Genomic DNA, 19,440 nt, shown 5'->3' on the forward strand with positions numbered 1-19,440 from the left:
CCCGGGACCCGGGACCCGGGGCCCGGGACCGGAAAAAGCCAGCGCTCCGCAGGCAGCTTCAGCTCCTGCTCTTACGGGTCCCGGGTCCCGACCTTGCTAAACTAGTTGGTCCATGCCGCCCCTTCCCTTCCCCGTTCCGCCGCTGCCCAAGTCCGGCCAGCTCCGCGCGCACTGGCGCGCCCCCGCGTCCTCCACCGCTCTGGCCTGGCACATCGCCTGCGCCGCGTCCGCGCATCGCGGGCCGTTGCTGGTGGTCGCCCGCGACAACCAGAGCGCGCACCAGCTCGAAGCCGACCTGCATAGCCTGCTCGGCGACGATCCCAGCCTGCCGGTAGTGCCGTTCCCGGATTGGGAAACCCTGCCCTACGACCAGTTCAGTCCGCACCCGGACATCGTCAGCCAGCGCCTGGCGGCGCTGCACCGGCTGCCGACGCTGACCCAGGGCATCGTGGTGGTGCCGGTGCAGACGCTGATGCAGCGGGTGGCGCCGCTGCGCTACATCGTCGGCGGCAGCTTCGACCTGCGCGTGGGCCAGCGCCTGGACCTGGATGCGGAGAAGCGCCGGCTGGAAAGCGCCGGCTACCGCAACGTGCCGCAAGTGATGGACCCGGGCGATTTCGCCGTGCGCGGCGGCCTGCTCGACGTGTACCCGATGGGCACCGATGCGCCGCTGCGGATCGAGCTGCTGGACGAGGACATCGACTCGATCCGCGCCTTCGACCCGGAATCGCAGCGCTCGCTGGACCATGTGCAGGCGGTGCGCATGCTGCCCGGGCGCGAAGTGCCGATGGACGACGTCAGCGTGGACCGGGTATTGACCGCGCTGCGCGAACGCTTCGACGTGGACACCCGGCGCAGTGCGCTGTACCAGGACCTGAAGGCCGGGCTGGCGCCGTCGGGCATCGAGTACTACCTGCCGCTGTTCTTCCAGGAGACCCGCAGCAGCGGCGCACGCGAGGCCACCGCCACCCTGTTCGATTACCTGGGCGAGCACGTGCTGCCGCTGATCGCACCGGGCGTGGGCGCCGCCGCCGATGCGTTCTGGGCGCAGACCCAGGCCCGCTACGAGCAACGCCGCCACGACGTGGAGCGCCCGCTGCTGGCGCCGGAAGAGCTGTACCAGGCGCCGGACGCACTGCGCGAACGCCTCAACGGGCTGCCGCGCATCGACGTATGGGCCGCCGACCACCCGCGCATCGACGAGGCGCAGGCACTGGGCGACCAGCCGCTGCCGCCGTTGCCGGTGGCGGCCAAGGACGCTGCGCCGGGCGCGGCGCTGAAGAGCTTCCTCGATCACTACCCGGGCCGGGTGCTGATCGCCGCCGATTCGCCCGGCCGCCGCGAGGCGCTGCTGGAAGTGTTGGCCGCCGCGGAGTTGAAGCCGGAGGTGCTGCCGAACTTCGCGGCGTTTGTTCCTTCTCCCACAGGGAGAAGGTGGCGCGAAGCGCCGGATGAGGGTGCGGCGACTGCGCGGTCCTCATCGAAGAAGGCTGCTGCTTCGTCCGCGTCCTCGAAAGCAGCGCAAGCAAAACTCCCTAGCGGTCGTACCCTCACCCCAACCCCTCTCCCGGAGGGAGAGGGGCTCGACTCCGGCGAGATCGGTGCACGCTTCGCCATTGCGGTTGCACCGCTGGACGACGGCTTCGCGCTGGAGTCGCCGCGGATCGCGGTGCTGACCGAGCGCCAGTTGTTCCCCGAGCGCGCCAGCCAGCCGCGGCGCAGCCGGCGCGTGGGGCGCGAGCCGGAAGCGATCATCCGCGACCTCGGCGAATTGTCCGAGGGCGCGCCGATCGTCCACGAGGACCACGGCGTCGGCCGCTACCGCGGGCTGATCGTGCTCGATGCCGGCGGCATGCCCGGCGAGTTCCTGGAAATCGAATACGCCAAGGGCGACCGGCTGTACGTGCCGGTCGCGCAGTTGCACCTGATCAGCCGCTACTCCGGCGCCTCGGCCGAGACCGCGCCGCTGCATTCGCTGGGCGGCGAACAATGGACCAAGGCCAAGCGCAAGGCCGCCGAGAAGGTGCGCGACGTAGCCGCGGAGCTGCTGGAGATCCAGGCGCGCCGCCAGGCCCGTGCCGGACTGGCGCTGCAGGTGGACCGGGCGATGTACGAGCCGTTCGCCGCCGGCTTCCCGTTCGAGGAAACCCCCGACCAGCTGGCCGCGATCGACGCCACCCTGCGCGACCTGGCCAGCAGCCAGCCGATGGACCGCGTGGTCTGCGGCGACGTCGGCTTCGGCAAGACCGAGGTCGCGGTGCGCGCGGCCTTCGCCGCGGCCAGCGCCGGCAAGCAGGTGGCGGTGCTGGTGCCGACCACGCTGCTGGCCGAACAGCATTACCGCAACTTCCGCGACCGCTTCGCCGACTACCCGCTCAAGGTCGAGGTGCTGTCGCGCTTCAAGAGCAGCAAGGAGATCAAGGCCGAGCTGGAGAAGGTCGCCGCCGGCAGCATCGACGTGATCGTCGGCACCCATCGCCTGCTGCAGCCGGACGTGAAGTTCAAGGACCTGGGCATGGTCATCGTCGACGAGGAGCAACGCTTCGGCGTGCGCCAGAAGGAAGCGCTGAAGGCGCTGCGCGCCAACGTGCACCTGCTGACCCTGACCGCCACGCCGATTCCGCGCACCTTGAACATGGCCATGGCCGGCCTGCGCGACCTGTCGATCATCGCCACGCCGCCGCCGAACCGGCTGGCGGTGCAGACCTTCGTCACCCAGTGGGACAACGCGCTGTTGCGCGAAGCCTTCCAGCGCGAACTGGCGCGCGGCGGCCAGCTGTACTTCCTGCACAACGACGTGGAGAGCATCGGCCGCATGCAGCGCGAGCTGAGCGAGCTGGTGCCGGAGGCGCGCATCGGCATCGCCCACGGGCAGATGCCCGAGCGCGAGCTGGAAAAGGTGATGCTGGATTTCCAGAAGCAGCGCTTCAACGTGCTGCTGTCGACCACGATCATCGAATCGGGCATCGACATCCCCAACGCCAACACCATCGTCATCAACCGCGCCGACCGCTTCGGCCTGGCGCAGTTGCACCAGTTGCGCGGCCGCGTCGGCCGCTCGCATCACCGCGCCTATGCCTATCTGCTGGTGCCGGACCGGCGCAGCATCACCCCGGATGCGCAGAAGCGGCTGGACGCGATCGCCTCGATGGACGAACTGGGCGCCGGCTTCACCCTGGCCACCCACGATCTGGAGATCCGTGGCGCCGGCGAACTGCTCGGCGAGGACCAGAGCGGGCAGATGGCCGAGGTCGGCTTCAGCCTGTACACCGAACTGCTCGAACGCGCGGTGCGCAGCATCCGCCAGGGCAAGCTGCCGGACCTGGACGCCGGCGAGGAAGCGCGCGGCGCCGAGGTGGAACTGCACGTGCCGGCGCTGATCCCGGACGACTACCTGCCCGACGTGCACACCCGCCTGACCCTGTACAAGCGCATCTCCAGCACCCGCGACAGCGACGGCCTGCGCGAACTGCAGGTGGAGATGATCGACCGCTTCGGCCTGCTGCCGGATCCGGTGAAGCACCTGTTCGCCATCGCCGAACTGAAGCTGCAGGCCAACGTGCTGGGCATCCGCAAGCTGGAACTGGGCGAGCACGGCGGGCGCCTGGTGTTCGAGGCCAAGCCCAACGTGGATCCGATGACCATCATCCAGATGATCCAGAAGCAGCCCAAGCTGTATGCGATGGACGGCCCGGACAAGCTGAAGCTCAAGCTGCCGCTGCCGGAAGCGGCCGACCGCTTCAATGCCGCACGCGGCCTGCTGACCGCACTGTCGCCCCGCTGAGCGGCGCGGGCGCGTCCGCCCGCGTCGGCTCCCGCAGGCGGCCGGCTGCCTCGACCCCACAACCACCCTGCCCCGCTCCGGACTGCCACAACGTTCGGTGGCGTATGGGCGCTCGCGCCGCTGTGTTCCCTCGCCTGCGGCGATCTTCACGCGTAGACCGCCGGCGCGTCGCGCGTATGGCGTGGCCTTTTTGACGCCTCACCCGCTGCCGCGATTGGCACGGCGCGTGCAGAGACCTAGGGACCGACCGCATCGGCGCGGTTATGGGATGCGTGTCCTGGCACCGGTCTGAACCACTCAGGCTCGCGTGCGGCCTGCGAGACAAATGCTTCACGCAGGCTAAATATTTCTAAATATTTCCCGTCCGCGCCGATATCGCTGGTACCCAGGCCTGCACACGCCCTTCACGGCGTGACGCCGGCTTTCCACTCGCCACTGCCGGAGACCCGCCATGCGCTCGACGCCCCCCGACGAACAGGATCCGCCGCTGCAGTTGATCGTGGACGGCGACATGACCATCCGCCATGCAGCCGAACTGAAGCCGCTGCTGCTGCCCGCGCTGGAGCATCCCGGCGGCCTGCGCCTGCAGTTGCAGGCGGTGAACGACATCGACGCCACCGGCGTGCAACTGCTGCTGGCCACCCAGGCCGCGCTGCGCGCGCTGGGACGGCCATTCCAGCTCGAGGGCTGCACCACGGCGGTCGGCGATGCGCTGGACCTGCTCGGCCTGAGCGACGCGTTCGAGCGCGTCGGCGACGACATTCTTCACTAATCGGCAGCACGACATGAACATGGATCAATTGCTGCAGACCTTCATCGCCGAGAGCCGCGACCTGCTCGAGGACATGGAACGCAACCTGCTGGAAGCCGAGCGCGGCGAAGCCGGTCCCGACGCGGTCAACGCGATCTTCCGCGCCGCCCATACCATCAAGGGCTCCGGCGGCCTGTTCGATCTGGCGCAACTGGTCGGCTTCACCCATGTGGTGGAGAGCGTGCTGGACCTGGTGCGCGAGCACGCGGTCGCGCTGGATTCGGACCTCATCCAACTGATGCTGGCCTGCTGCGACCACATCCGCACCCTGGTGGAAGCGGCCGCCGGCGCCGAGGCGGACGAAGCCACGCTGGCCACCGAGGGTGCGCCGCTGCTGGAACGCCTGCAGACCTACCTGCACCCGGCTGCCGCGCCGGCCGCCAAGGCCAGCGCCGCCGCAACGCCCGCGGCACCGGCCGCGCCGGCGCAGACCGGCTACTGGCGGATCTCGCTGCAGCTGTTCACCGATGCGCTGCGCTTCGGCAACTCGCCGCTGCACCTGATCCGCTGCCTGCGCAGCCTCGGCAGCCTGGAAGCGGTGCGCACCCGTCACGAGCGCGTGCCGGCATTGCCGGAACTGGATCCGGAGGCCTGCTACCTGGGCTTCGACATCCTGCTGCGCAGCGACGCGCAGCAGGCCGCGATCGAGGACATCTTCGAATTCGTGCGCGACGACTGCGACCTGCAGGTGCTGGCGGTGGACCCGCTCGGCGACGCCGCCAACCTGGATCTGCCGCTGCTGGTGGCCGAGGCCGGCAGCCAGGCCAGCGCCGACGACTTCGCCGGGTTCGAAAGCGCCGCCACACCGGAGGCCGCACCGGCTGCAGCCGCACCGGCCGTGCCCAGTGCGCCGGCCGCGGCAGCGGCCCCCGCCGCCAATGCCGGCCCCGCCAAGGCCGCGGGCGCGCGCGGCGAAGGCGGCTCGATCCGTGTCGACGCCGACAAGCTCGACCGCATGATCGACCTGGTCGGCGAGCTGATCATCGCGGTCGCCAGCACCGGCGCCAACGCGCAGCGCACCGGCGATGCGCAGTTGCTGGAATCCACCTCGATCCTCGCCGGCCTGGTCGAGGAGGTGCGCGAAAGCGCGCTGCAACTGCGCATGGTCAAGATCGGCGGTACCTTCAGCCGCTTCCACCGCGTGGTCCACGACGTGGCCCGCGAATTGGGCAAGGACATCGCGCTGGTGGTCAACGGCGAGGACACCGAGCTGGACAAGTCGGTGGTGGAGAAGATCGCCGATCCGCTGACCCACCTGGTGCGCAACGCCATGGATCACGGCATCGAACCGGCCGAGGTGCGCCAGGCGCGCGGCAAGCCGGTGCGCGGCACGGTGCGGCTCAATGCCTTCCACGATTCCGGCAGCATCGTCATCCAGATCAGCGACGACGGCGGCGGCCTCAACCGCGACCGGATCCTGGCCAAGGCGCTGGAACGCGGCCTGATCGAACCCGGCCGCCTGCTCTCCGACCGCGAGGTGTTCGCGCTGATCTTCGAGCCGGGCTTCTCCACCGCCGAGAAAGTCACCAACCTGTCCGGCCGCGGCGTCGGCATGGACGTGGTCAAGCGCAACATCGCCGCGCTGCGCGGCAGCGTCGACATCAGCAGCCAGCAGGACGTCGGCACCACCATCTCGGTGCGGCTGCCGCTGACCCTGGCGATCATCAACGGCTTCCAGGTCGGGGTCGGCAAGTCGGTGTTCGTGGTGCCGCTGGACGTGGTCGAGGAATGCGTGGAGTTCGCACCGAACTACCAGAGCGAGTACATCGACCTGCGCGGCAACGTGCTGCCCTACGTGCGCCTGCGCTCGCTGTTCGCCATCGCCGGCGCGCCGCCGGCGCGCGAGAGCATCGTGGTGATCCGCCAGGGCTCGCAGCGTTTCGGCCTGGTGGTCGACACCCTGCTGGGCGAGTGGCAGACCGTGATCAAGCCGCTCTCCAAGGTCTTCGCCCAGGTCAAGGGCATCAGCGGCTCCAGCATCCTCGGCAGCGGCGGGGTCGCCCTGATCCTGGACGTGCCGTCGCTCATTGGCCAGTTGCAACCCGGCACCGAATCGCTGGCGGCCTGAGCCGCCGCATCGCCTGCCGTCATTCCTACGTCACGCCATCAACCAGGAATCGCCGTCATGTCCCAGAACCGGACGCCCATTACCACCCTGCCGACGGCCGCGGTCGTCGCCGTCGCCCTGCCCGCCGCCGCGGCCGTCGCGGCGCTGACGCTGCCGCTGGCCGGCGGCCTCGCCTGGACTGTGGTCGCCGTGGCCACGCTGGTCGCAGGCGTGGTGCTGGGCCGCAGCGTGCGTTCGGCGCAGCAGGCATCCGCTGCCGCGCAGCGCGAACTGGACCTGGCCCGCACCGGTCTGCAGGCGCTGGCGCAAGGCGAACTGGAGCGCGTGGACGCGACCGCCGGCGGCAGCGAGATCGGCCAGGCCCTGCTCGCCGCGCAGCGGCCGCTGCGGCAACTGCAGGCCGACGTCGCGCACATGACCAGCGCACACGCCGCCGGCGACTGCGACGTGATGCTGGATGCGACGCAGGCCGGCGGCGCCTACCGGACCCTGGTCGGCGACATCAACCAGCTGGTCGGTGCCCACATCGGCGTGTGCAAGCAGGCGATCGACTGCGTGGGCGAATTCGGCCATGGCAATTTCGCCGCGCCGCTGGCTGCGTTCCCGGGCAAGAAGGCCTATATCAACGACACCATCGAGCAGGTGCGGCGCAACATGCTCGGCCTGATCGCCGAGATGCGCCGCGTCTCCGAACAGCACGAGGCCGGCGAGATCGACGCCAGCATCGACAGCGCGCACTTCCAGGGCGACTTCCGCGGCATGGCCGACGGCATCAACCGCATGGTCGGCAGCCACATCGCGGTCAAGAAGCAGGCGTTGGGCGTGGTCGCCGAGTTCGGCCGCGGCAACTTCGACGCGACCATGCCGCAGCTGCCGGGCAAGAAGGCCTTCATCAACGAGACCATCGAGCAGGTGCGCGGCAACTTCAAGCGCCTGATCGGCGAGATCGCGCGCATGTCCGACGAGCACGACAAGGGCGACATCGACGTGCAGATCGACTGCACCCACCTGGACGGGCAGTTCTGCGCGATCGGCAAGGCCATCAACCGCATGGTCGCGGCGCACATCGCGGTCAAGAAGCAGGCGCTGGGCGTGGTCGCCGAGTTCGGCCGCGGCAACTTCGACGCGCCGATGCCGCAGCTGCCGGGCAAGAAGGCCTTCATCAACGAGATCATCGAACAGACCCGCGGCAACCTGCGCAGCGTCGGCGACGTGATCAAGGTGATGGGCGCGATGGCCGAGGGCGACCTCAGCCGCCAGGTGCAGGGCCACTACGAGGGCGCCTTCGCCGACATGCAGCGCTACGTCAACGCCACCATCGACAAGCTCACCAGCATCGTCAACGAGGTCAACGGCAATGCGGTCACCCTGGCCAGCGCCGCCGAGGAACTGTCCTCCACCGCGCAGTCGCTGAGCCAGGCGGCCAGCGAGCAGGCCGCCGGCGTGGAGGAGACCAGCGCCTCGCTGGAGCAGATGAACGGCTCCATCGCGCAGAACGCGGAGAACGCCAAGATCACCGACGGCATGGCCGCCAAGGCCTCGCGCGAGGCCGCCGAAAGCGGCGAAGCGGTCCGCGCGACCGTCTCGGCGATGAAGGAGATCGCACGCAAGATCGGCATCATCGACGACATCGCCTACCAGACCAACCTGCTGGCGCTGAACGCGGCGATCGAGGCCGCGCGCGCCGGCGAGCACGGCAAGGGCTTCGCGGTGGTCGCCGCGGAAGTGCGCAAGCTGGCCGAGCGCAGCCAGGTCGCCGCGCACGAGATCAGCGACGTCGCCAGCACCAGCGTGAACCTGGCCGAGACCGCCGGGCGCCTGCTCGGCGAAATGGAACCGTCGATCCGCCGCACCTCCGACCTGGTGCAGGAGATCACCGCCGCCTCCGAAGAGCAGAGCTCCGGCGTCGGCCAGATCAACACCGCGGTGGTGCAGCTCAGCCAGACAACACAGCAATCCGCTGCCAACGCTGAAGAATTGGCCGCCACGGCCGAAGAAGTAAGTAGCCAGGCCGAACAGTTGCAAACGCTCATGAGCTTCTTCACCACCGGCGCCACGAGCACCCCGGCACCGGCCCCGCAGCCGCGGCGACTGCCGACGCCGATGCAGCGCGGGCCACGCTCGCGCAGCTTCGGCGGGCCTGCCGCCACGGCGCAGGCGGCACGCATGGAAGAAGCCGCGTTCGTCTCGTTCTGATCCATCTCCGCACCGGCCCGGCAGGCCGGTGCCCTCTCTTCCCGCACAGGTACCACGGCATGTCCAACTCTCTTTCGCTGTCCTCCAAGCTGTGGAGCGGCTCGGCCATCGCCATTGCGCTGCCATTGGCCGCCGCCGTGTGCGGGTTCGCCCTCGGCCTGCCCGCCGGGCAGACCCTGGCGCTGGGCATCGGCGCCACGGTGCTCGCCGCCGCGGTACTGGCCTATACCGTCCACGCCATCACCCGCTCGCTGCGGATCGCCACCACCACCCTGGCGCGCTTCGCCACCGGCAACTTCGAGGTGGTGATGCCGACGGTGCGCAACGACCAGGCCTGCGAAGTGCTGCTGGCACTGCGCCAGGTGCAGACCGGCGTGCGTCAGATCAACGACGAGATCGTGCGCATGTCGCGCGAGCACGATGCCGGCGACATCGACGTGGTGATCGAGAGCCACCGCTTCGACGGCGAGTTCAAGGTCATCGCCGAAGGCATCAACCGCATGGTCGGCGATCACATCGCCACCAAGAAGAAGGCGCTGGCCTGCGTGGCCGAGTTCGGCCGCGGCAACTTCGATGCGCCGCTGGAGACGCTGCCGGGCAAGAAGGTCTTCATCAACGAGATCATCGAGCAGGTGCGGCGCAACATGCAGGGGCTGATCGCGCAGATGAAGCACATGTCCGCGCAGCACGACGCCGGCGACATCGACGTGGTGATCGAGAGCCACCGCTTCGAAGGCGATTTCCGCAGCATGGCCGACGGCATCAACCGCATGGTCGGCGACCATATCGCCACCAAGAAGAAGGCGATGGCCTGCATCGCCGAATTCGGCCGCGGCAACTTCGACGCGCCGCTGGAGGCTTTCCCGGGCAAGAAGGCGTTCATCAACGACACGGTCGAGCAGGTGCGTTCCAACCTGCGCGCGCTGATCCGCGACACCAGCCTGCTGGTCGATGCCGCCGCGGCCGGCCGTCTGGACGTGCGTGCCGACGGCAGCCTGCACCATGGCGACTTCCGCCGCATCGTCGACGGCGTCAACCTGACCCTGGACACGGTGATCGGCCCGCTGAACGAAGCCGGCGCCGTGCTCAAGGCGATCGAGGCCGGCGACCTGACCCGGCTGGCGGACGTGCAGTGCCAGGGCCAGCTGAAGGAACTGTGCGACAGCATCAATGCCACCGTCGCGCGCCTGGCGCAGGTGGTCGGCGAGGTGAACATCAATGCCGAAGCCCTGGCCAGCGCCTCCGAGCAGGTCAGCGCCACGGCGCAGTCGCTGAGCCAGGCGGCCAGCGAACAGGCCGCCGGCGTGGAGGAGACCAGCGCCTCGCTGGAACAGATGACCGCGTCCATCGCGCAGAACACCGAGAACGCCAAGGTCACCGACAGCATGGCGGCCAAGGCCGCGCGCGAAGCCAACGAAGGCGGCGACGCGGTGCGCTCGACGGTGACCGCGATGAAGCAGATCGCGCAGAAGATCGGCATCATCGACGACATCGCCTACCAGACCAACCTGCTGGCGCTGAACGCGGCGATCGAGGCCGCGCGCGCCGGCGAGCACGGCAAGGGCTTTGCGGTGGTCGCCGCCGAGGTGCGCAAGCTGGCCGAGCGCAGCCAGGTGGCCGCGCAGGAAATCGGCCAGGTCGCCGAGTCCAGCGTGGAGCTGGCCGAGAACGCCGGCAAGCTGCTGGACCAGATGGTGCCGTCGATCCGCCGCACCTCCGATCTGGTGCAGGAGATCACCGCCGCCTCCGAGGAACAGACCTCCGGCGTCGGCCAGATCAATGCCGCGGTCGGTCAGCTCAACCAGACCACCCAGCAGGCCGCAGCCAACTCCGAGGAACTGGCCGCCACGGCCGAGGAAATGAGCGGGCAGGCCGAGCAGCTGCAGCAGTTGATGAGTTTCTTCCGTACCAACCAGGTCGTGGCGCCGCGGCGTCCGACGGCGGTCACCGCCGGTCCGTCGCGTCGTGCGGCGCCGGCACGCAAGCGTGGGTTCGGGGAGGTCGGCCTGGCACTGGTGTCGGCGCCGGACGAAGCCCATTTCGATACGTTTTGATATCCACACTTCCGTATATCCGACAGGGGGATCACGGTGTTCAAGCAAATGAAGATAGCGACCAGAATCGGACTCGGCTTCGCCGCCGTCTTGCTGCTCATGTTGGGCATGGGCCTGTTCGCTGTGGACAAATTGGCCAAGGTCAATCAGGCGTCCACCGACATCGCCACCAACTGGATGCCCAGCATCCAGTACATCCAGGCAATGAACACCAACCTCTCGGACCTGCGGGTGGCCGAACTGCAGCACGTGGTCACCGAAAGCCCACAGGAAATGCGTAACTTCGACCAAAAAATGGATCAGATCCTCGCCGAGTACGCGAGCAATCGAGACCATTACGTCAAGCTCATTTCCTCGGAGGAGGAAAAGAACATCTACACGGACTTCAATAGCAAGTTCGACAAGTACCTGGCCTTGCATAAACAGGTACTCGACCTGTCGCGGACGCTGAAAACCAGCGAGGCGATGGCGTTACTGAACGGCGACCAGCAAAAACTGTACGACGATGCATCGACCATCCTCGATAGCCTGGTAGTGCTTAACACAAAGGGAGGCGACGCTGCGAGCGCGCAGGGCGATACGCTCTACGCGAGCGCGCGCCAGTGGATCATCGCCGTGATCGTGGTATGCGTGCTGCTGGGCGCCGGCATTTCGGTCTTCATCGTGCGCGGACTGATGCGCCTGCTGGGCGGCGAGCCGGTCTATGTGGCCGAGATCGCCAACAAAGTGGCGCAGGGCGACCTCAACCTGGAGGTGGCCGTGCGTGCCAACGACAGCGGCAGCGCGCTGTATGCGATGCGGACCATGGTCGAGCGGCTGAAGCTGGTGATCGACGGCCAGCGCCGTGTGGTCGCGGCCGCCAATCGCGGCGACTTCTCCGAGCGCATCGCGCTGGACGGCCTGGCCGGGTTCCAGCGTGAGATGGGCCAGGGCCTGAACGAGCTGGCGACCACGACCGGCGGCAGCATCCAGGACGTGGTGCGGGTAATGGGCGGCCTGGCCGAGGGCGACCTGACCCAGAGCATCGACAAGCACTACGACGGCGCCTACGCCGAAATGAAGAACTACGTCAACGACACGATCGCGCGCCTGTCGCAGGTGGTCAGCGAGGTCAACGGCAATGCCGAATCGCTGGCCAGCGCGTCGGAAGAGGTCAGCGCCACGGCGCAGTCGCTGAGCCAGGCGGCCAGCGAACAGGCCGCCGGCGTCGAAGAGACCAGCGCCTCGCTGGAGCAGATGACCGCGTCGATCTCGCAGAACACCGAAAACGCCAAGATCACCGACGGCATGGCCAGCAAGGCTTCCAGCCAGGCGCTGGACGGCGGCGAATCGGTGCGGGCGACCGTGCAGGCGATGAAGCAGATCGCGCAGAAGATCGGCATCATCGACGACATCGCCTACCAGACCAACCTGCTGGCGCTGAACGCGGCGATCGAGGCCGCGCGTGCCGGCGAGCACGGCAAGGGCTTCGCCGTGGTCGCCGCGGAAGTGCGCAAGCTGGCCGAACGCAGCCAGATCGCGGCGCAGGAGATCGGCGACGTCGCCAGCTCCAGCGTGGAACTGGCCGAGAACGCAGGCAAGCTGCTGGACGAGATGGTGCCGTCGATCAAGCGCACCTCCGACCTGGTGCAGGAGATCACCGCCGCCTCCGAGGAACAGACCTCCGGCGTCGGCCAGATCAATGCCGCGGTCAGCCAGCTCAACCAGACCACCCAGCAAGCCGCGTCCAACTCCGAGGAGCTTGCCGCCACGGCCGAGGAGATGAGCGCGCAGGCCGAACAGCTGCAGCAGCTGATGAGCTTCTTCAAGGTGCAGGGCACCCCGCCGGCCAGGACCGCGGCGCGACGTCCCGGCGCCGGTCGCGGCCGCAACGGGCAGTCAGGATCCAAGCCGATCGCACGCGTCGCCGGCGGCAAGCTGGTCCTGGCCGACAGCCTCGACGAAACCAACTTCGAAACCTTCTGAGGCATGGCCATGAACGCTCCCGCTTCGCTCTCCCCCTCCGACACCGGCGACCTGGCCACGGACCAGTTCCTGACCTTCCTGCTCGGCAAGGAAATGTTCGGCGTCGGCATCCTCGGCATCAAGGAGATCATCGAGTACCGCACGCCGACCGACGTGCCGATGATGCCGCCCGCATTGCGCGGGGTGATCAACCTGCGTGGCGCCGTGGTGCCGGTGGTGGACCTGCAGCAGCGCTTCGGCCGCGCGCCCAGCGAGATCAGCAAGCGCACCTGCATCGTCATCATCGAGGTGGCCGCCGGCGAGGAACGCCAGGTGCTGGGCCTGCTGGTAGACGCGGTCAGCGAGGTGCTGGAGATCGCCACCGCCGACATCGCGCCGCCGCCGGCGTTCGGGACCGGCATCCGCCGCGATTTCATCCACGGCATGGGCAAGGTCGGCGAGCGCTTCGTGATCCTGCTCGCCGCCGATGCGGTGCTGGCGCCCCAGGAGTTCGCCAGCATGACCGCCCTCGACGCCCACCTGGAAGAAGGCATCGCCGCCTGAGCTGCCGTTGCCGCGCAGCGCCCTGCCCTTTCCTCGAAACGGATTTCGCATGCCCACGGCCCCCGACACCGCCGCTCTGCACCACTTCGGTACGGTCCTGGTGGTCGACGACAGCCAGGTCCAGCGCGAACATGCGCTGGCCCTGTGCCAGCGCATGGGGGCCGTAGCGGTGGAAGGCGCGGCCGACGGCCATGCCGCGCTGGCGCGGGTCAACCAAGGCGCGCCGCTGGGGCTGTTGATCCTGGATCTGGAAATGCCCGGCATGGACGGTGTGCAGTTGCTCGACGCACTGGCCCGCTGCAATGCGCGCGTGCCGATCGTGGTCGCCTCGCAACGTGGCGCGGCCCTGATCGACTCGGTGCTGCAGGTCGGCCGCAGCAACGGCCTGCAGGTGCTGGCGGGACTGGAGAAGCCGCTGCGCGCCGCCCAGCTCGCGGCCGCGGTGCGCGCCCACGCGCCGAGCGCGCCGGCGCCGCGTGACGACGCCGAGGCGCCCGGCGAGGCGACCATGGCGGCGATGCTGCGCGAGGCCCTGCAACGCGGCGAGATCGAGGTGGCCTATCAGCCCAAGGTGGACATGCGCAGCGGCCGGGTCGGCGGCGTGGAAGCGCTGGCGCGCTGGCGCCATCCCAGTGCCGGGCCGATCGCGCCGGACCGCTTCATCGCCGTGGCCGAGCGCGAAGGCCTGATCCACGCGCTCACCGCCTGCGTCGCCGACCAGGCGATGGCGCGGCTGGCGGCGTGGAAACAGGACGGGTTTCAGCTGACCCTGGCGTTGAACCTGTCGCCGAGCACGCTGCAGAACCCGAACCTGCTCGACGAACTGCTCGGGCTGCTGCGCCAGCACGGGCTGGCGCCGTCGGACCTGGTGCTGGAAATCACCGAAAGCTCGCTGGTCTGCGGCAGCGCTCTGGGCATGCTGGCGCGGCTGCGGCTGCAGGGCTTCGGCCTGTCGCTGGACGACTACGGCACCGGCTTCTCCTCGCTGCAGCAGCTCACCCGCATCCCCTTCACCGAATTGAAGATCGACCGAATCTTCGTCCACGACGCGCACCGCAGCCGCAACCTGCGCACGGTCCTCGAATCGGCACTGGGCATGGCCCAGCGGCTGGGCCTGAGCACCGTCGCCGAGGGCATCGAAACGGTGGAGGACTGGACCCTGCTGCAGGAGCTGGGCTGCGACTTCGGCCAGGGCTACCTGCTGGCGCGCCCGCTGGGGGGCGGCGCGCTGCACGCCTGGCTGCTGGAGCACCAGCGCCTGCTGCAGGAACACGGCCCCACCGGCAACGCCAGCGTCCCCGCTCCCGCCCCTACCCACTGACCGACCGGCCATGACCATGACCAGCCACGACACCATCACCGAGCAGGAATTCGGCCGGTTCCAGCGTTTCATCTTCGACGCCGCCGGCATCACCATCTCGCCGGCCAAGAAAGCCATGCTGTGCGGGCGCCTGGGCAAGCGCCTGAAGGCGCATTCGCTGCAGACCTACACCCAGTACCTCAAGCTGCTGGAAAGCCGCGAGGGCAGCGGCGAGGTGCAGACCGCGATCGACCTGCTGACCACCAACGAAACCTATTTCTTCCGCGAACCCAAGCACTTCGACCTGCTGCGCAGCATCGCCGCCGCGCATACCGGCAGTGCGCCGTTCCGTTGCTGGAGCGCGGCCAGCTCCAGCGGCGAGGAGGCCTACAGCATGGCCATGGTGCTGGACGATACCCTGCAGGGCCGCCCGTACGAGGTGGTCGGCACCGACATCAGCACGCGCGTGCTGGCCAAGGCGCGGACCGGCCATTACCCGCTGCTGCGCATCGAGCACATGCCGCCGGCCATGCTCAAGCGCTACTGCCTCAAGGGCCGCGGCGAGTACGAGGGCAGCATGCTGATCGACCGCAAGATCCGCGACCACGTGCGCTTCCTGCACGCCAACCTCAACGCGACGCTGCCCAACCTGGGCCAGTTCGACGTGGTGTTCCTGCGCAACGTGATGATCTACTTCAACGGCCAGACCAAGCGCGAAGTGGTGACCCGGGTGCTGGGCACGCTCAAGCGCGGCGGCATCTTCTGCATCGGCCACTCCGAAAGCCTCAACGACGTCAACGGCGACGTCGTGCAGATCGCGCCGTCGGTGTACCGCAAGCCATGAACCACGACGTCCCAGGAGGGAACCCCGCATGACCACGATCAAGGCCATGGTGATCGACGATTCGGCGGTGGTGCGCCAGGTGCTGGTCGCCGTGCTCAACGACGCGCCCGGCATCGAGGTCATCGCCGCCGCGGCCGACCCGCTGCTGGCGATGGACAAGATGCGCCAGCAGTGGCCGGACGTGATCGTGCTGGACGTGGAGATGCCGAAGATGGACGGCATCACCTTCCTGCGCAAGATCATGAGCGAACGCCCCACCCCGGTGGTGATCTGCTCCACGCTCACCGAGAAGGGCGCGCGGGTGACCATGGACGCGCTGGCCGCCGGCGCGGTGGCGGTGGTCACCAAACCCAAGCTCGGCCTCAAACAGTTCCTCACCGACTCGGCCGAGGAAATGATCGCCACGGTGAAGAGCGCCGCGCGCGCCAACGTCAAGCGCCTGTCGGCGCGGCCGGCCGTGGCGCCGGCGGAGCCGGAGATCAAGCACACCGCCGACGTGATCCTGCCCGCACAGGGCGGCCGCGCGCTGTCGCAGACCACCGAACGGGTGGTGGCGATCGGCACCTCCACCGGCGGCACCCAGGCGCTGGAGGAAGTGCTGACCGCGCTGCCGCGGGTCAGTCCGGGCATCGTCATCGTCCAGCACATGCCGGAGAAATTCACCGCCGCGTTCGCCGCGCGCCTGGACACGCTGTGCCAGATCTCGGTGAAGGAAGCGGCCAACAACGACCGCGTGGTGCCGGGACGCGCGCTGATCGCGCCGGGCGGCAAGCACATGCTGCTGCGCCGCAGCGGCGCGCAGTACTTCGTCGAGGTGCTGGACGGGCCGCCGGTGAACCGGCACCGGCCATCGGTGGACGTGCTGTTCCGCTCCGCCGCGCGCGCCGCCGGCGGCAACGCGCTGGGCATCATCATGACCGGCATGGGCGACGACGGCGCGGTCGGCCTGCTGGAGATGCGCCAGGCCGGCGCACGCACCGTGGCCCAGGACGAACAGAGCAGCGTGGTGTTCGGCATGCCCAAGGAAGCGATCAAGCGCGGCGGCGCGGAGAAGATCCTGCCGCTCAACGCGATGGCGCGCGAGATCGGCCAGCAGCTGAGCTAGCGCGGCCAGCCGCCGCAGCCGCACCACCCCACCGCAGGAGCGGCTTCAGCCGCGACGGAGAGTCTCCACGAAATCGCGTCGCGGCTGAAGGGCACCTCTCACAACGACGAAGTCCATTTGTAGGAGCGGCTTCAGCCGCGACGGGCGTTACCGGGAATGCCCGTCGCGGCTGAAGCCGCTCCTACAATCGAGAAAAGACATCACGCCGCGCCGCGGCGATCACGCGTTATTAGATGTGCCCTGAAGCCGCTCCTAAGACGCAGGCAGGCTGCGCATTGCCACGGCCGCCAAACGACACGCGCGCACGCGCAAAGGTGCGTGGCAGCAGCACGCACACCGCACCCGCAAAGCCCCTCACCCCGAATTGATGTGCTCCTTGCAGTACAGCCGCCGATACGCACTGGGGGTCATGCCCAGGCGTTGGCGGAACACGCGGCGGAAGTAGCCGCTGTCGCTGAAGCCGGCGCGCTGCGCCACGTCGTCCACCGCGCAGGTGTTGACCAGCAGCAGTTTCTCGGCGAAGGCGATGCGCTGGCGGTGGATCGCCTCGGTCAGCGTGGTGCCGAAGCTGCGCCGGTAGATGCGGCCCAGATAATCCGGATTGCAGTGCAGTTGCGCGGCCAGCGACGAGGCGGTGAGCGCGGTGTGGAACTGGGTGCCGATCAGTTGCTTGGCACGGTACGCCAGCGCCACCCCGGCGCGTTCGGAATCGTGCGGATCCGGCCAGGCGCCGGCCACGCATTGCAGCATCGACAGCACGATCGGCTCCAGCATCGGCAGCGTGCGCCGTTCCTCCTGCTCGGCCAGAAACCAGCGGAACAGGCCGACGAAGCGGTCCGGATCGCGGATCGCAGTGCGCTGCGGCATCGACAGCGCCACCGCGTTGTCCGCCTGCGCCACGCCCGGTTCCAGTTCGAAATGCACCCAGTAGAACCGCAGGTCGTCCGGGAACTGCCCCAGGCCGGCGTGCGCGCGGCCGGGCCACAGCAACAGCGTCTCGCCGGGGCCGACGTGGAAGTCGTTGTCCTGTTCGCGAATCGAGAGGATGCCGCGCTCGACGAAGATCAGCTCGTAGGACTGGATCACCCGCGCCGGATGCGCGCCCACGCCGCGGGAAATGAACAGGCCTCCGTTCTGGACCCGGATCGGATAGGCGACGGCGAATTCGAGCATGTCGGAAACGTCTCCCCTTGCCTGCGCGGCGCTGCACTGCAGCATTCGAATGAACGACGCCGCGCAGAGACGCTGCGGCCGCCGTGGTCGGAATCGTACCGGTTTTATACCGCACAGACTCTTGTCGCGGGTGCGCCGCCATGCCACTTTGCGCTGGCGCCGGACCGGGCGCGCCAGGAGCCGTTACGTTGACCGCGACCGCCATCGGCCACGCCACCGCAGACGCCGCACCGGCCGCGACCACGCCGCGTCTGTCGCGCCTGGAAAAGTTCGGCTACGGCCTGGGCGATGCCGGCGGTACGGTGGTCACCTGCTTGATCGCCAACTTCCTCACCTTCTTCTACACCGACGTGTTCGGCCTGACCCCGGCGCTGGTCGGCACCCTGTTCACCGTGCTGCGCGTGGCCGACGCGGTGTCCGATCCGGTGATGGGCCTGATCGCCGACCGCACCCGCAGCCGCTGGGGCCGTTTCCGCGCCTGGCAACTGTGGGTCGCGCTGCCGATCGGCATCGCCTGCGTGCTGACCTTCAGCGCGCCGCAGCTGAGCGCCGGCGCCAAGATCGCCTACGCCTTCGCCAGCTATTTCCTGCTGTCGCTGTGCTACACCGCGATCAACGTGCCCTACTGCGCGCTGATCAACAGCATGACCGGAGACCACCGCGACGTGGTCTCGGCGCAATCCTGGCGCTTCGTGCTGTGCGGCATCGCCGGTTTCCTGGTGTCGGTCGGGCTGCCGTGGCTGGTGCGGGAACTGGGCAACGGCGACGCCGCGCGCGGCTACCAGCTCGGCGTGGGCGTGCTGGCGGTGCTGGCGGTGGCGATGTTCCTGTGCTGCTTCTTCGCCGTGCGCGAACGCGTGCCGGTCAGCCTGCTCGGCGGTGCCGGCATCGGCGCACATCTGCGCGGCCTGCTGCAGAACGACCAGCTGCGGCTGGTGCTGCTGATGTCGTTCCTGCTGATCAACGTCTACAACATCCGCGGCGGCGCCTATCTGTACTTCATCACCTATGTGCTCGGCGGCAGCAGCGGCTACGCCTCGCTGTTCTTCGCGATGGTGGCGCTGGCCACGGTACTTGGCGCGATCGTGGTCAACGCGCTGTGCCGCCGCTTCGATCCGCTGGCGCTGTACCTGCACACCAACCTGGCGCTGGCCGCGTTCGGCGTGGCGCAGTGGTGGCTGCCGACCGGACCGGCGCAGCAGACGCTGTGGCTGGGGGTGATCTTCGTGCACTGCCTGGTGCTCGGCTTCGCGCTGCCGCTGCACTTCTCGCTGATGGCCTTCGCCGACGATTACGGCGCCTGGAAGAACCGGGTGCGCTCCTCCGGCATCAACTTCGCCTTCAACCTGTTCTGCATCAAGCTGGCGTGGGCCTCGAGCGCGGTGGTGATCAGCGCGCTGTTCGTCTACGCCGGCTACCGCGCCGGCGCCGCGCAGCAGAGCCCGGCGTCGCTGCAGGCCATCACCCTGCTGGAAACGCTGATCCCCGCCGGCCTGCACCTGCTGCTGGCCGCAGTGATCCTGCGCTGCCGGCTGCGCCGGCCACTGCTGGCGAATATCGCCGCCGATCTGGCCGCACGCCCGGTGCACTGACCTTC

General features: G+C 68.7%; 12 protein-coding genes. 11 read left to right on the forward strand and 1 reads right to left on the reverse strand.

Annotation, left to right across the window (positions count from 1 at the left end; genetic code table 11):
• The first annotated feature begins 112 nt into the window (after positions 1 to 112).
• The 10 genes from mfd (at position 113) to AC1PMG_RS13730 (ending at position 16,670) form a co-directional block, all read left to right on the forward strand.
• Entirely contained in the window at positions 113 to 3,784 is a 3,672-nt protein-coding gene (gene mfd / locus AC1PMG_RS13685; protein WP_481109242.1) for a transcription-repair coupling factor, read from the forward strand.
• A 451-nt stretch (positions 3,785 to 4,235) separates the two neighbouring features.
• Positions 4,236 to 4,556 (forward strand): STAS domain-containing protein, encoded by a 321-nt coding sequence (locus AC1PMG_RS13690; RefSeq protein ID WP_481109243.1) that lies wholly within the window; start codon positions 4,236 to 4,238, stop codon positions 4,554 to 4,556.
• A 13-nt stretch (positions 4,557 to 4,569) separates the two neighbouring features.
• Entirely contained in the window at positions 4,570 to 6,663 is a 2,094-nt protein-coding gene (locus tag AC1PMG_RS13695; protein ID WP_481109244.1) for a chemotaxis protein CheA, read from the forward strand.
• 57 nt (positions 6,664 to 6,720) lie between these two features.
• Positions 6,721 to 8,859 carry a methyl-accepting chemotaxis protein gene (locus AC1PMG_RS13700; protein ID WP_481109245.1) on the forward strand — a complete coding sequence of 713 codons (2,139 nt, stop codon included), beginning with the start codon at positions 6,721 to 6,723 and terminating at the stop codon, positions 8,857 to 8,859.
• 59 nt (positions 8,860 to 8,918) lie between these two features.
• Positions 8,919 to 10,913 (forward strand): methyl-accepting chemotaxis protein, encoded by a 1,995-nt coding sequence (locus tag AC1PMG_RS13705; RefSeq protein ID WP_481109246.1) that lies wholly within the window; start codon positions 8,919 to 8,921, stop codon positions 10,911 to 10,913.
• Between the two features lie 48 nt (positions 10,914 to 10,961).
• Positions 10,962 to 12,878, forward strand: coding sequence for a HAMP domain-containing methyl-accepting chemotaxis protein (locus tag AC1PMG_RS13710; protein WP_481109247.1), 1,917 nt, complete (start codon positions 10,962 to 10,964; stop codon positions 12,876 to 12,878).
• A 3-nt stretch (positions 12,879 to 12,881) separates the two neighbouring features.
• A complete protein-coding gene (locus tag AC1PMG_RS13715; RefSeq protein WP_481109248.1) occupies positions 12,882 to 13,421 on the forward strand; it encodes a chemotaxis protein CheW in 540 nt (179 codons plus the stop codon).
• Positions 13,422 to 13,470: 49 nt separating this feature from the next.
• Positions 13,471 to 14,742 carry an EAL domain-containing response regulator gene (locus tag AC1PMG_RS13720; protein ID WP_481109249.1) on the forward strand — a complete coding sequence of 424 codons (1,272 nt, stop codon included), beginning with the start codon at positions 13,471 to 13,473 and terminating at the stop codon, positions 14,740 to 14,742.
• 16 nt (positions 14,743 to 14,758) lie between these two features.
• Positions 14,759 to 15,565, forward strand: a complete 807-nt coding sequence (locus AC1PMG_RS13725; protein ID WP_342074235.1) for a CheR family methyltransferase — start codon at positions 14,759 to 14,761, stop codon at positions 15,563 to 15,565.
• Positions 15,566 to 15,593: 28 nt separating this feature from the next.
• A complete protein-coding gene (locus AC1PMG_RS13730) occupies positions 15,594 to 16,670 on the forward strand; it encodes a protein-glutamate methylesterase/protein-glutamine glutaminase (protein ID WP_017909387.1) in 1,077 nt (358 codons plus the stop codon).
• A gap of 354 nt (positions 16,671 to 17,024) precedes the next feature.
• Here AC1PMG_RS13730 and AC1PMG_RS13735 read toward each other — a convergent pair whose 3' ends face one another.
• Complete coding sequence (locus tag AC1PMG_RS13735) at positions 17,025 to 17,843, reverse strand: helix-turn-helix transcriptional regulator (protein ID WP_481109250.1); 819 nt, start codon at positions 17,841 to 17,843, stop codon at positions 17,025 to 17,027.
• 188 nt (positions 17,844 to 18,031) lie between these two features.
• Between AC1PMG_RS13735 and AC1PMG_RS13740 the strand changes: the two genes are divergently transcribed.
• The gene (locus AC1PMG_RS13740; RefSeq protein ID WP_481109251.1) at positions 18,032 to 19,435 is read left to right on the forward strand and encodes an MFS transporter; all 1,404 of its coding nucleotides are present in this window, start codon (positions 18,032 to 18,034) and stop codon (positions 19,433 to 19,435) included.
• Positions 19,436 to 19,440 lie beyond the last annotated feature (5 nt).

The organism is Xanthomonas sp. NCPPB 2250, from assembly GCF_056725265.1.

Bases quoted from the DNA above. Each gene is read 5' to 3' on its own strand.
- mfd (WP_481109242.1), top strand. From the start codon at position 113: ATGCCGCCCCTTCCCTTCCCCGTTCCGCCGCTGCCCAAGTCCGGCCAG.
- AC1PMG_RS13690 (WP_481109243.1), top strand. From the start codon at position 4,236: ATGCGCTCGACGCCCCCCGACGAACAGGATCCGCCGCTGCAGTTGATC.
- AC1PMG_RS13695 (WP_481109244.1), top strand. From the start codon at position 4,570: ATGAACATGGATCAATTGCTGCAGACCTTCATCGCCGAGAGCCGCGAC.
- AC1PMG_RS13700 (WP_481109245.1), top strand. From the start codon at position 6,721: ATGTCCCAGAACCGGACGCCCATTACCACCCTGCCGACGGCCGCGGTC.
- AC1PMG_RS13705 (WP_481109246.1), top strand. From the start codon at position 8,919: ATGTCCAACTCTCTTTCGCTGTCCTCCAAGCTGTGGAGCGGCTCGGCC.
- AC1PMG_RS13710 (WP_481109247.1), top strand. From the start codon at position 10,962: ATGAAGATAGCGACCAGAATCGGACTCGGCTTCGCCGCCGTCTTGCTG.
- AC1PMG_RS13715 (WP_481109248.1), top strand. From the start codon at position 12,882: ATGGCCATGAACGCTCCCGCTTCGCTCTCCCCCTCCGACACCGGCGAC.
- AC1PMG_RS13720 (WP_481109249.1), top strand. From the start codon at position 13,471: ATGCCCACGGCCCCCGACACCGCCGCTCTGCACCACTTCGGTACGGTC.
- AC1PMG_RS13725 (WP_342074235.1), top strand. From the start codon at position 14,759: ATGACCAGCCACGACACCATCACCGAGCAGGAATTCGGCCGGTTCCAG.
- AC1PMG_RS13730 (WP_017909387.1), top strand. From the start codon at position 15,594: ATGACCACGATCAAGGCCATGGTGATCGACGATTCGGCGGTGGTGCGC.
- AC1PMG_RS13735 (WP_481109250.1), bottom strand. From the start codon at position 17,843: ATGCTCGAATTCGCCGTCGCCTATCCGATCCGGGTCCAGAACGGAGGC.